Genomic DNA, 12,261 nt, shown 5'->3' on the forward strand with positions numbered 1-12,261 from the left:
CAGAGGAGTTCTGCACGTATGTCCATGTCCCGACGGCGGCGGGCACGGCTGTTCCGCGGCGTCCAGTACGCCGTGCTGCTCATCGCCATAGCCGTGTTCGCGCTGGTGGCCGACTGGGGGAGACTGCGCCAGGCGTTCTTCGACGTGGAGATCGCCAAGGCGCTGTTCCCCGAGGTGATCACCACCGCGCTGGTCAACACCGCCTACTACACGCTGCTCGGCTTCGGCTTCGGCTTGGGGCTCGGCATCGTGCTGGCGCTGATGCGGCTGTCCCCGGTGCCTCCGTACCGCTGGATCGCGATCGCCTATATTGAGTTCTTCCGCGGCGTTCCCTCCCTCCTTGTATTCATCGCGCTCGGCTTCGGTGTGCCGCTGGCCTTCGAGGTCGCGCTCGACATGGACATCACGGTGATGCTGTCTCTGGGCCTGGTGGGCGCCGCCTATATGGCCGAGACGATCCGCGCGGGCATTCTGGCGGTGCCCAAGGGGCAGTCGGAGGCGGCCCGTTCGCTGGGCATGTCACCGGGGCGTGCGATGGTGTCGATCGTGATGCCGCAGGCGTTCCGGATCGTGCTGCCGCCGCTGACCAACGAGCTGATCCTGCTCACCAAGGACTCCTCACTGGTGTATCTGCTCGGCCTCTCGCTCGGCCAGTTCGAGCTGGCCAACTTCGGCCGGGACGCGCTGAACGAGCACAAGAGCCTGACCCCGATCCTGATCGCCGGACTGCTGTATCTCGTCATCACCCTCCCGCTCGGCCATCTGGTGCGGCGGCTCGAGGCCCGTACGGCGAAAGCCAGGTGAGCACCATGAAGTTGGACAAGACACCCGACGCGCCCGCACCTTTGGGCCAGGCGATCGAGGTGCGCGATCTGCACAAGTCGTTCGGCGATCTGGAGGTGCTCAAGGGCATCGACCTCACGGTCGGGCGCGGTGACGTGGTCTGCGTCATCGGCCCTTCGGGCTCCGGCAAGTCGACCCTGCTGCGCTGCGTCAATCTCTTGGCAGAGCCCACGTCGGGCACGGTGACGGTGGCCGGCACGGAGGTCACCGACCCCGATGTGGACATCGATCGCGTACGCCGTCGGATCGGCATGGTCTTCCAGTCCTTCAACCTCTTCCCGCACCTCACGGCGCTGGAGAACCTGACCATCGCGCAGCGCCGTGTGCTGCGGCGCGGCAAGGAGGAGGCGAAGCGCATCGCGCGCGCCAATCTCGCGCGGGTGGGCCTCGTCGACAAGGAGCAGTCCTATCCGGCGCAGCTCTCCGGCGGCCAGCAGCAGCGGGTCGCGATCGCTCGGGCGCTGTCCATGGACCCCGAGTTGATGCTCTTCGATGAGCCGACCTCCGCGCTCGACCCCGAACTGGTCGGGGACGTACTCGCGGTGATGCGCTCGCTCGCCCAGGAGGGGATGACGATGCTGGTAGTCACCCATGAGATGAGCTTCGCGCGCGAGGTCGCCGACCGGGTGGTCTTCATGGACGACGGAGTGATCGTCGAGGAGGGCACGCCCGAACGTGTGGTGGGCGACCCGCAGCACGAGCGGACCCGGACGTTCCTGGCGCGCGTACTCGATCCTGCGGCGGCGGAGGTGGGCGAGGTCCCGGACACAGGACCGCACGAGAAGCGCGTGGACCGCTGAGTGCGCCTCGGGGCCGAATATCCCGGCGTGCGGGCGTGCGGGAGGGGCGCCCAGCAGGGCCGCTGACCTGCACGGATAGCTCGTACCACCGCCAAATGCTGCCGCCGTTGCTGGGGACGCTGGGCTTCAAGGGCAACAACACCGCCTACCAGCCGGTGATGGGCGCTTCGCGGCAGCTTGATCAGCCCAGATTGTGCAGGTGAGAAGCTTGCTCGCCGCAGCGCACGATGTTCTGGGAAGTCTTCGAGTCGAAGACGTGCCGATGTAGAGTGAAGGGCGCCCCTGACCTGCAGAAAGCAGGCAGGGAGCCGTCTTTCAGGAGTCCAAAATGCTGCGCACCATGTTCAAGTCCAAGATCTAGCTATTTGGCGTCGCCGCAGGTCAGGGGCATCATGGGCTCCCTCAGGTCAGCAAACGGTCAGCATGCGTCCCAGACGCTTTCCCGCTTGCTGACTTGCGACCGACAGTGCGGGCGCCTGAGCAAGATTCCAGGGCTGGAACGGATGGTGCGTACATGGCCCGACAGCTCGCCCGCGGCGTGGGGCCCTTCTGAAAGGACTGCGGCTGCGCGAAGCCGACCCGCTGCCCTCACCCGTACTCGATCCGTTTCCGCGATGCACTGGGCAAGCAGCGCGAGGAGTCCGGCTACCGCACGTACGCTCCTGGTCCACGGCTGCGCGCGCCGCGAAGGTGACGCAGGCCGATGTGGCTGGGCCGGGGACGGGAGAGAGCACGTGCAGCTGATTTTCATCGACGACAGCGGGCAGCAGAGCCCGCCTCGGGAGCACCTCGGTGAACTCGCCTCGGTGGGCGCCGTCATGTTTCCGGAGGACCAGGTGGCGGCGTACAGCCGCCAGATCGACGAGCTCCGGACTGAGCTCGGCATGCCTGCCGGCGAGGAATTCAAGTGGAACTCCTCGAAGGGCAGCTTCATGGCGGGAGCCGGTGTCGAGGTGGTGAAGCGCACGCGCCGTCGCATGCTGGAGATCGCCGCAAGCTGCGGTGTCAGCACGGCCGTGGTGATCTGGGACCGAGGCCAGATCGGTTGGCCGAAGGAGAGGGTCGCGCGAGAGATCCTGGGCTACCTCTACGAGCGCATCGAGATGCACCTGGAGTCGAGGGAGGAGCGCGGGGTCGTCATCGCCGACATCCCCGGCGGCGGCAATCGGGATCACACCAAGTGGCTGGCTGGGGCTATGGACCTCACGACGGTCGGCACCACGTACGTGAATCCGAACCGCGTGGTCATGCCGATCGTGACGGCTCCCTCCGACCACCTTCCCCAGCTTCAGCTCGCAGATCTGGTAACTGCTGCGACGACAGCGGCCGTCGCTGGTCGGGAAGCCGGTATGGAACTCGTCGAGCTGCTCAAGCCTCTGGCGAGGCGTAACACTCACGGCTACATCGGTGGCGCTGGCCTGGTGCTTTGGCCGCGGAGCTTGACCGACCTCTTCTACTGGATCTTCGGTGAGACGCACTACGTGCGAAACAGCGTGCGCTACCCCATCGGACCCGGATTTGGGTTCTCTCAGCCCGGGAGCCTTTTCAGCACCAGCAGCGGGTTGCCGAAGTAGGGCCAGCGTGCGCCCTGCAGAGGGGGTGCTGAGGTTGAACTCGTGGTGTCGTAGGGGCTGACGGCTGCTTGCCCCGTGGCGGTTGCGGCGCGACGAATGGGCTTTGTTTCCGCGCTGACCTGGGGTGATGGCACCTTCATGGCCTCTGACCTGCGCGGATTAGCCTTTCAGGCCCTTCCAGGATCGCCTTGCTTTGTGCAGTCGATTCGGCCAGACGCTCCCCAAGGCCGCTCGTACTCCCCAGATCCTCCCCAACTGGAGACGAGAGCTGGGTTCTAGCAAGGCCATGCCTAAAGTTGGATCAACACTGCTGGCTGAAGTAGCCGGCTGCGTGCCTCGTCCCACCCGCGGCTTGCATGGCTGCCCTGGAGGCGACCCGGCAGATCCAGGGGCATGGAAGTTGCCTTTCCGGTCTGCTCCTTGGGGCGGATCGCACGGGCGCGCCAGTGTAACGACTGGCCCTGCGCCACCTCGGCCAGATATGCGGCGTCATCGGCGGCGAGGGCGGTCGCTCTGTACATGCGTCCGAATCTCGCTCTGCTCCTGGTCCCCGCATCGGCGGGGAAGTCTCCTTCGCATTGTTCGCCGAGCCACCCGACCAGCCCGGTACGCCCGCTTTGGCGTCGCCGGACTGGCGGCAATTCGGTCCACTACTGGGGGTAGCCGTTGCGGGCACGGCTCTGTAGGTCCCGGAACGTCGAGGCGAAGCTGTCGAGGTAGGCCACTGCGGTAGCGGCGAAGTTCCTTACCACAGGGCTCGGGTGGGTCTGCAGCTTCTGCGCGGCCTCGCGGCGGGGACTGATCACACTGTCCGGGTTGATGAAGGCACCGTCCACCGAGGTCAACCCGTGCAGGAGTTGCTCCCGGATCTCTGCGTCCAGTCCGGCCGTGAACAGGGTCGGAACGATCTCCTCCCAGGTGGCGGTCGACCAGGCAGAGCGGATCGCTTCCGCGGCTCGACGGCGCGTGCTCGGCGCGCCGCTCGTCCATTCGGACAGCGTGCGCGACCACGCGTTGGTATCCCTGCCGATCTGGGTAAACGCCCCGCGCATCAGCGACTCGGCGGCTTCATCGGGCGCGGTGATCGGTGCGATCGACCAGTGGTGGACGAACGCGGTGGTGATCTCATCGCGTACTTCGGCATCGAGGCGTTCGATGTACTCCGCCAAAATGGTCGGCAAGGGATGGCCCCGGCGGATGTGGCCCACCAGGACCTCGGCGAACCGCTCAGGTACCCGGCGTGCGATCTGCATCGCCGCATCTGCGGCAAGGTAGTCGCTGTGAATTCGGCTGAGGTGCTCGGGCGTAAGCATGCGGTCCAGCACGGCGGTGCATTCGGCCACCGCTGCGGCGCCCACCTGTGGCCCAGGGAGGAGGACCATCCCAATCGCCCGCAGAACCGCAGGGACAGCCTGCTCCGGCCCTTCGGTACCCAGTTGGGCCAGGCATTCCAAGCGGTCGTCGGCTGATCTGGTGCAGTGCCACAAGTGGTGGGCGATCTGTTCGCAGGTTGCGGCCGACTCTGCGTTCCCAGTGCCGGTGGCTGCTTCCATGAGGGTGTGTAGGAGCGGCTCTTCGTGGTCGGGATGGTCGTCCACCATCGCGAGCGCGAGTCCCGCGATTCTGGTGTCGCTCGTGCGCTCAGACACCCACTGCCACACCTGCTCTGGGTGCCGGCGAGCGAGTCCAGCCAGGAGCGCAGCCTCCGCGGCCAGGGGGCCGCGGGCCAGGGGAGCAAGGACGGAGGCGGCATCGGTGGCGTTCTCTCCTACCGCTGTCGCGAATGCGGGGAGGACTGCATGCGCTGTGCCGAAGACGTCGGGTTCGGTGGCTTCCAGTAGATCGACTCCCTGCTCAGTGGTCAGCGCGCCGGCCAGCGCAACGGCGGCGGGCTTCTGGGCTGCGATGTCCTCCTGCCAGGCGCCGCTGAAGGTATGGGGCGGTTGAATGACCAGAAGGTTGGCAAGTTCCTGGTCGGCGAGCGCCGCTGCTGCAACAGGTTCCCCGGCCTCTGCCGCAGTGGTCAGATCGGTACGCCAACGTCCCATCCCGAGCGCGGCTTCGGCTGCCCGGCGTCGTACGGACAGCGGAAGCCCTGTCCAATGTTCGGCGATCTTGCTGGCGAACCGCGATGCAGCTGCCGTCAGGGTCTGCTCGGCGTACTCGGGCAACGGCTGCTGGGTACTACCAAGCAGGCCGAGGGCCGCCGCTTGGCGCAGTTGCCGGGGCAGGGCGACCAGGGCATTGAGGAGGGAACGGTGCTCGGGCTCACGCAGCACCTGCTCCATGAGTAGCGGTGCGAGCAGTTCGAGGGCCTGGTTGAGCTGATCCCGGGTCTCCGCTACGTCGGGCAGCACCGTGATCCGGATGTTGAAGGTATTTGCCTGCTCCGGCGTGCCGTACCGCACCCGTTCCGCGGTGACATTCAGGAATGGCTGCAGGGCTGCGAGAAGCACGCGGACAAAGGACTGGGGTCCCCGCTTCGCGGCGTCCTCCGGGTCGAGCCCGAGCGGCGGCTCGGCCGCACGGTCCCGGGCCCACCAGGAGATCGCGTCAAGAAGGGCACCGCGGCTCGTTGTCAGTGCCTCGCAGCCTCCAGTGTGCGAGCAGCTTGGGGCACCCCATGTCTCGAACGTACGGAGGAGAGCACCAGGTTGCCCGTCGCGGTACGCAGGTTGGGCAGCGTCCACCAGCCAGGCGATGTCCAGGACGGCCGCCACCGCCGCCGGGTTTGTCAGCGGATCAGTGCGTCGTGCCAGTCGGGCGAACTCCTCGCAGAGTTTGTCCAATTCGAACCGGTAGTGCGCGAAGGCGTCCTCGTTACTCCAGAGATGATCGGAGGCAGATACCGGCCACTGCCGGGCCAGCCGTGCGGCAAGCTGCACAAGGAGCGTCTGACCGGCAGAGGCAGCCCGGGACGCGAGGTGCACGACAATGGTCCAGTGTCCGAGAGAAGCGTCCTCGGGCAGCAAGCCGAGGACGAATTGCGCGATTGCCGCGGCTGCTGCCTGGTTACCGCTGCTCCGGGCGGCATCGGCCAGCACAGCAATCTGCGGGCCAAGGCGCTGCGTCGCACTGCCCAGTGCTTCCGCGTTCTCCTGCGGAGTGTTCCTCGAGGAAATTCCTGCTTGGCATGCCAGTTGCTGCAGGGCGGTATGGGTGTCCAGTCGGACGGGTCCACCCGGGGTGAGTGCGTCGGCCACAAGAACGACGGCGGCGAGGTCGGGGCGGAAGGTGTAGGGAGGCGCGTCCACCAAGCCCGCGTCGACGAGGTTGTCCAGAAGCCAGTCGAGACGGTCCGGCTCAGACGGAAGGCCAGAAACCGCACCGTGGAGGACGGCAACGTCTCTGCCGCCATGGTGTCCAGCCAGGTCGCCGGCCCTGGTCAGCAGGGCGAGGGCGACTGCGACCGCGCGGTGCAGGCCGGGATCCTCCATCGCCACAAGCCGGTTGGCCACCAAGTTCCGCAACAGTTCCGATGCATCACCCCAGCCGAACGTTCCGCTCGTCAGGGCCACTTGACACGCAGCATGGGCGAGCAGCGGGTTGCCGCCAGCTAGATTGATGACGCTGTTACGGAACTCCTCGTGTTGGATGCCGTAGTCGGTGATGATCCCGTCGATCTCCGGCTTTTCCAGGCGTCCGAGAACGACCGGGGCACCGGCCCTCTGCTCGGCGCCGGCGGCGTAGAGCGTCCGCTCGCGCTCGCCGGGGCGGAGGGTGAACAGGAGGCAGACCCGGTCGAACCGGGGATCGGCGAGCATGGCGGCCACCGCGCTCAGGCTCTCGCTGCGGTGGGCGTCGTCGACCATGAGGATCAGGGGACCGTCGAGTCCCACCTCGTTGAACGCCTCCGTTGTGAGAGGTGCGCCGGAGGGGACAACGAGCGTCGTGGCGACGGATCGGGCCGTCTCGATTGCAAGCCGGGTCTTCCCGCTGCCTCCAGGGCCCTCCACGACGACGATCCTGGTTGTGGGGCCTTCTGCGCCGAGTTCGGTACGGAGCCGATCCTGGATCTCAATTGTGCCGTGGAGTTCGGCAGTCATCCCCGGGACGGTGCCGGAGAGCCGCTCCAGGTACATCTCCGCAGTGGACAGGGCCCGGGGCTGGCGTGGACGGACACCCAGTTCGGCCTCGGCAACCCATCGCAGACTGTCCGACTCCAGCTCCGTGACGAGCTCGGCAAGGTCGACGATCTCCAGGTCCACCCCGAACTCCGTATTTGCCCGTTCCCGCTCTTGCCCCTTCTTGATCTCGGTCGTCGAGCGGTTCATCACGAAGACGGCTGGCGCCGTACGCTCGTGCTTCTTGTGCTTCTCCAACTCGATAGTGAGCTTCGCGCTCCATGTGCTCTGCAGGCTGACCCATAACGCCACGTCGATCTCGTCTTTAAACAAGGGCCGGCCGTAGCCATCGAGACCGGTATCACCTGTGGCGCTGGTAGGCCGGAGGCTGGGGTACCGCTCCCGCAGCACCCGTAGCGCCACCCGCTCCAGAACAAGATCATCCGTGAGCTGTTCCAGCGCAACTTTTGCGGTTTCGTACAGCACCCCTCGCCCTTCCGGCTCACCGAGACCTGCGCAGACCATTCTCCTCCACGCCGTGCCGCGCTGGCATCAGCACGTACGACCCGTCGCGGGGCCGGTGACAACCGACGGCAGCGTCGGCTGGGTGGTGCGAAGGACCGTTGTGTATCGCGGCCCGCGGTCTGAGCGTGCCGGTGCCCACGGCGACACGGAGCGAAGGAGCGCTGTCGAATGGCACATCGTCCTGCCCCGCACCGATCGCGCCGGCAGTCGCGGAGGATTTTCCAGTTCTCCATGCGGGCGAAGGTGTGCTCGACGCGGGCGCGGACGCGTCGGTGTTCGGCGTTGTCCTCCTCCTGGCCGCGCAGGAGTGGGCGTCCGGCTCTTCTGCGGTGCGGGACGATCAGACCGGTGCCCAGGTAGGCGCCGTCGGCGATGACGGTTGTCCCGGCCGCGATGGCGGGCAGGTCCGATTCCCGCCAGGCGTGGGCGTCGGCCTTGTTCCCGGGGACGGGGCGGGCCGAGGCGATCACCAGGCGGCTGTCCGCATCGACGATGACCTGCACATTCGCCGAGAACCGATAGTTGCTCGAGGACGCGGCGACCGTACGGTCACGGACCGGGACGAGGGGTCCGTCAACGATCCACAACCGTTCGGCATCCGCGATCGGGCCGCGGCGCCGACCTGATCGCCAGGAGCGGCCGCAGGCGCTGGATGACCCGGCAGACGGTGGCCGGGGATATACCGAAGAGCGGCGCGAGCTGCCGCATCGTGACGTTGGTGCGGTAGTAGACGGCCACCAGGAGAACCCGGTCCGCCAGTGGCAGGCACCACGGGCGCCCGCCACCAGGAGCGTTCCCTCCTTGCTCCCGTACTACCTCTGGCGTTCTGCAGCAACCTTTAGTCGGGGCGGTGTGGGGTGGGATTGGCCACGCCGAGGCGGACGTTCACTGTGTGCTCGTGCCGGCCCGAGGCGTCAGTGCCGATCGGGGCGGGGGTCTGCTGCGCGACGGCGAGCACAAGCCATGTGCCATCGGGCAGTTCGAGGCCGCCGAGCCCGTGCAGGACGCCGACAGGGCCTCGGCGCGGCGGTGGGAGCCCTCGGGCGGCGGTACCGCGCACGCGCACCTGTAGCGAGCGGACGTCGTAGCCGTCGCGCGAGTCCTGCTCGGCAGCGCCGTACAACCACAGCCCTACGGCCTCGGCCGGCTCGGGCGGCAGGGTCTCGTGAACGTGTCGCCGGCGGTGCCGGTCGGGTCGTAGACGAGCAGGTGCTGCTCGTCGAGGTAGCGGGCGATGCCGTCGAGCGGATCAAGGGGCACGGCAGTGGTTGTCCTAGCTGCTGCTTATGCTCTGGCGCATGGCTCAGGAGCGACCGGACATCCCAATGGCGTTGAAACGGCATGTACTTGTCGAGGCTGGCCACCGATGCGCGATCCCTACGTGCAGGCAGACTCCCGTCGAACTCGCTCACATCACTCCATGGGCAAAGGTCCGAGAGCACACGTTCGAGAACCTGATCGCGCTCTGCCCGACCTGCCACACCCGCTTTGACCGAGGCGAAATCGATCGGCGGGCAATGTTGCAGTACAAGTCGAACTTGGGCCTCCTGAACAGCAGATACACCGAGACCGAGCGTCAGCTGCTGCAAGCACTGGCTCAGCAAGAGTTGTTCATGGGCGAGCAAGGGGAACCGTGCTGCGACGCTCCAGGGCTCGACATTCCCAACTTCATCCTCTATCGGGCGGTTTCCCTCCCCTCCGGGATGCTCTGGACGGTTAAGAATTTGTTCGTTGACGAGCTCATATGGGTCTCGGACCTACACACCGACGTGCTGAAGATTCATCTGACGGAGCAGGGAAGCGAACTTGTATCCCGATGGTTGGAAGCCGAGCCGCTTCCCTAGCGCAATGCTCTCCGCACCTGCGCGGCGATCAGCTCGCTGATTGCACCCGCCTCGCTGTTGGCCGAGTCTTCAAGGCACTTTGCTTTACGCCCGGGGCTGTGTCGGGCGGACATGTTCTCGTGTACACGCGCGGCGTATGGGGTGCCGTAAGTGACCCCGGCGACGAGGTTCGCCTCGTCCACGCTGGTGGCGCCGCTCCGTTCGAGGGTGCCCTCGGCGATCGGTACTTCTTTGCGGGACTCGGTGAGCAGGTGCTCGGCGACGAGCAGGAGTCCGCGCAGCGCGCCTTGCCGGGCGCGACCGAGGACCTGCTCGCCGTTCCAGCGGACGCGGGTCCGGGCGGCGCGGCTCATTCTGTCGTCACCTCCGTACAGGCGGGGACCGGTAGGCCCGGGGCGGTGTGGCGGGCGACGGTGGTCGCGGTACGTCCGTCGGGCAGCGTGATGCGCGAGCCGAGCGGGCAGTCGAGATCCGGGGCAGCGATGAACGTCGCCGCCGTGGTGAACTCCCGCCCGTCCGGCGCCCAGGCCATGCGTGGAGAGGGGGCGACGAGCGCGCGGTGGCCGTCAGCATGGTGGGGTGGAAGTTGCAGAGCTGGTCTTGAAGTACATACAGGCGCTGGCGTGGCCCACCGTGACGGTTGGCGTCGCTTGGGCTCTCCGCAACCACATTAAGCAAGCCTTCGCGCGCATGTCCCGGCTCGAAACCCCCGCTGGGTCGATCGAGTTCGCGACAGATGCCCGTGAGATGCGGCGAGAGGCAGAGGGGCTAGCGGAACCACGGGGCGCGCAACAGGAAGTCTCTGCTACCGACGGCAATGCACGGCTCGGAGTCTTCCAAGAGGCGTGGGGCGTCGCGGATGCCTCGCCCATCGGGGCGGTCATCTCGGCTTGGCTCGTGCTCGAAGAGATAACCAGGACAACTCTTCAGCTGAAGGACGCCATGCCCCAGAGCAGATACAGGCGCGAGGCTCCTCCCCTCCTGACTGAGCTGATTCCGGCACTGGAGGGGATCGGCCTCTCCTCGCGTGGGGTTTCGATCTTCAACGATCTGCGACGGCTGAGGAATCAGGCGGTGCATGGAGAGGCAGTGACTCCGGCGGCGGCGCGCGACTTTGTCGAGACCTGTAGGTACGTGGCTCGCGAGGTCTATGGACTGCGCTAGGTAGAGCGAACGCCTCGCTGCTAGGGGGCCCCGAACCCTCTCGCCCCGCTACCTATTCGTGACCTAAAATTGGAGGCGCTTCCGGCGCTTAGCCTGTGTTGATCGCCCCTAGTGCGGTGGCCACGAACGTTGGCCGGGGTTGGTCAGGCGGCTTGAGGTCGTGGTCGTCCCCAGCGTTGTCGGCGTTCGCTGCGGACCCTGGCGCGTTCGCGGCGTTGGGCGGCCAGGATGTCGGGGTGGCGGGCGTTCGCGTTGCGCCATCGCAGGTAGTCCTGCAGTTTGCGGGCCAGCACGGTGTGGTTGGGGTGGTGGGAGCCTGCCATGACGAAGTTCCGTAAGGGGCCGAACTGGGCCTCGATCGGGTTGGCCCAGGATGCACTGGTCGGTGTCAGGCATAACTCGACCCTGTTCCTGGCGGCCCACGTCCGGATGGCCGGGGTCTTGTTCGCCGACAGGTTGTCCATGATCACGTAGATGGGTGCGCCGTCGGGCCGTGCGGCACGGATCGACTTCAGTGCCGCGAGGCTGTGGTCGCCGCCCTTGCGTCGCCGGGTCACGCCCCACAGCTGGTCGTCGCCGAGGGAATAGCAGTCGTGGAAGTAACGGATGCCGTGGGTGCGGTGATAGGTGGCCGGCAGGCGGGCCGGCTTGTTGTGCCGGGCCCATGAGGAGCCGTGGCAGGGGCGGATCGACAGCGGCCCGAACTGGTCGAAGGCGAAGCACCGGTCGAGGAAATCCCTGGTCACGTGCTCGATGCGGTCCAGTTTGGTGTCCTTGTCGGGATCTTGGGACTCCTTCCAGGTGCGGGTGCGCTGGAAGGAGATGCCGTGCTCGTGCAGGATCTGTCGCAGCCGTTCCCGGCCGATCGTGATCCTGCGGCCCCGGTTGTGTGCCAGGTAGTGGGCGAGCTTGCGAAGACTCCAGTGTGTGAACGGCTGCCCCAGTGCCACGGGGCGGGCCGTGGCCGTCGCGATGATGAATCCCCGCTCTTCATCGCTGATCAGGCGGGGACGGCCTCCCGCCCACCGAGGGTCCAGCGAGGCCAGACCTTTCTCGTTGAACGCGTGGATGACGTCGCGGACGGTGTCCTCATGCGCGGCGACGAGGCGGGCGATCGCTGTCACCGGAGTCCCCGACGCCGACGCCATGATGATCAGAGCCCGGCGCACCCGCACCGACTCATGCCGGGCCCCGCCGCCGGACGATCCGCTGCAACCTCTGTCCCTCGTCATCACTCAACCGCCTTGCCCTGACCGGCTCGACCATCCCGACCTCACCCTCAACAACGAATACGTCACCACCAAGAGTGAGCCCAACAGGGCCGGGCCCGCCAACTCCCGCCGCCCCGGCGAACGTTCGTGGACGCCGCACTAGACATGCAATGCCTCCCCCTTTGACCCTGTCGGCCCTGGTGGCGTTGATGACACCGCTTCCACGTTTATCACCT

At 66.7% G+C, this 12,261-nt stretch carries 11 protein-coding genes and 1 pseudogene; 5 read left to right on the forward strand and 7 right to left on the reverse strand.

The features are described 5' to 3' along the window. Positions 1 to 18 precede the first annotated feature (18 nt). The 3 genes from ABD378_RS25485 (at position 19) to ABD378_RS25495 (ending at position 3,217) form a co-directional block, all read left to right on the forward strand. On the forward strand, positions 19 to 804 hold the full coding sequence (locus tag ABD378_RS25485; RefSeq protein ID WP_344524132.1) for an amino acid ABC transporter permease: 786 nt from the start codon (positions 19 to 21) through the stop codon (positions 802 to 804). Positions 805 to 809: 5 nt separating this feature from the next. Continuing rightward, positions 810 to 1,643, forward strand: a complete 834-nt coding sequence (locus ABD378_RS25490; protein ID WP_344524134.1) for an amino acid ABC transporter ATP-binding protein — start codon at positions 810 to 812, stop codon at positions 1,641 to 1,643. Positions 1,644 to 2,377: 734 nt separating this feature from the next. Beyond that, positions 2,378 to 3,217: a DUF3800 domain-containing protein gene (locus ABD378_RS25495; protein ID WP_344524136.1), complete on the forward strand. Its 840-nt coding sequence runs from the start codon at positions 2,378 to 2,380 to the stop codon at positions 3,215 to 3,217. A gap of 650 nt (positions 3,218 to 3,867) precedes the next feature. Here the strand turns inward: ABD378_RS25495 and ABD378_RS25500 are convergent. The 4 genes and pseudogenes from ABD378_RS25500 to ABD378_RS25515 form a co-directional block, all read right to left on the reverse strand. Then, positions 3,868 to 7,767 (reverse strand): hypothetical protein, encoded by a 3,900-nt coding sequence (locus tag ABD378_RS25500; protein WP_344524138.1) that lies wholly within the window; start codon positions 7,765 to 7,767, stop codon positions 3,868 to 3,870. A 236-nt stretch (positions 7,768 to 8,003) separates the two neighbouring features. Then, positions 8,004 to 8,625: pseudogene (locus tag ABD378_RS25505) on the reverse strand (transposase family protein); the annotation flags it as partial. 19 nt (positions 8,626 to 8,644) lie between these two features. Next, positions 8,645 to 8,929 (reverse strand): minor capsid protein, encoded by a 285-nt coding sequence (locus tag ABD378_RS25510; protein ID WP_344524140.1) that lies wholly within the window; start codon positions 8,927 to 8,929, stop codon positions 8,645 to 8,647. Between the two features lie 8 nt (positions 8,930 to 8,937). Next, positions 8,938 to 9,066: a hypothetical protein gene (locus tag ABD378_RS25515; RefSeq protein WP_344524142.1), complete on the reverse strand. Its 129-nt coding sequence runs from the start codon at positions 9,064 to 9,066 to the stop codon at positions 8,938 to 8,940. A 38-nt stretch (positions 9,067 to 9,104) separates the two neighbouring features. Between ABD378_RS25515 and ABD378_RS25520 the strand changes: the two genes are divergently transcribed. Further along, positions 9,105 to 9,650, forward strand: a complete 546-nt coding sequence (locus ABD378_RS25520; protein WP_344524144.1) for an HNH endonuclease — start codon at positions 9,105 to 9,107, stop codon at positions 9,648 to 9,650. On the opposite strand, the gene ABD378_RS25525 is transcribed toward ABD378_RS25520, so the two are convergent. Further along, a complete protein-coding gene (locus ABD378_RS25525; protein ID WP_344524146.1) occupies positions 9,647 to 10,003 on the reverse strand; it encodes a hypothetical protein in 357 nt (118 codons plus the stop codon). The genes ABD378_RS25520 and ABD378_RS25525 overlap by 4 nt on opposite strands. Next, a complete protein-coding gene (locus ABD378_RS25530; RefSeq protein WP_344524148.1) occupies positions 10,000 to 10,182 on the reverse strand; it encodes a hypothetical protein in 183 nt (60 codons plus the stop codon). The genes ABD378_RS25525 and ABD378_RS25530 overlap by 4 nt, the downstream gene beginning before the upstream one ends. A 47-nt stretch (positions 10,183 to 10,229) precedes the next feature. Between ABD378_RS25530 and ABD378_RS25535 the strand changes: the two genes are divergently transcribed. Then, a complete protein-coding gene (locus ABD378_RS25535; RefSeq protein WP_344524150.1) occupies positions 10,230 to 10,814 on the forward strand; it encodes a hypothetical protein in 585 nt (194 codons plus the stop codon). A gap of 143 nt (positions 10,815 to 10,957) precedes the next feature. On the opposite strand, the gene ABD378_RS25540 is transcribed toward ABD378_RS25535, so the two are convergent. Continuing rightward, the gene (locus ABD378_RS25540; protein ID WP_386543058.1) at positions 10,958 to 12,046 is read right to left on the reverse strand and encodes an IS630 family transposase; all 1,089 of its coding nucleotides are present in this window, start codon (positions 12,044 to 12,046) and stop codon (positions 10,958 to 10,960) included. Between the last annotated feature and the right edge of the window lie 215 nt (positions 12,047 to 12,261).

This window comes from Streptomyces rectiviolaceus, from assembly GCF_039533825.1.
In the GTDB taxonomy this organism is placed as follows: Bacteria; Actinomycetota; Actinomycetes; order Streptomycetales; family Streptomycetaceae; genus Streptomyces; species Streptomyces rectiviolaceus.

Bases quoted from the DNA above. Each gene is read 5' to 3' on its own strand.
- ABD378_RS25520 (WP_344524144.1), top strand. From the start codon at position 9,105: ATGGCTCAGGAGCGACCGGACATCCCAATGGCGTTGAAACGGCATGTA.
- ABD378_RS25490 (WP_344524134.1), top strand. From the start codon at position 810: ATGAAGTTGGACAAGACACCCGACGCGCCCGCACCTTTGGGCCAGGCG.
- ABD378_RS25530 (WP_344524148.1), bottom strand. From the start codon at position 10,182: ATGGCCTGGGCGCCGGACGGGCGGGAGTTCACCACGGCGGCGACGTTC.
- ABD378_RS25485 (WP_344524132.1), top strand. From the start codon at position 19: ATGTCCATGTCCCGACGGCGGCGGGCACGGCTGTTCCGCGGCGTCCAG.
- ABD378_RS25525 (WP_344524146.1), bottom strand. From the start codon at position 10,003: ATGAGCCGCGCCGCCCGGACCCGCGTCCGCTGGAACGGCGAGCAGGTC.
- ABD378_RS25540 (WP_386543058.1), bottom strand. From the start codon at position 12,046: ATGACGAGGGACAGAGGTTGCAGCGGATCGTCCGGCGGCGGGGCCCGG.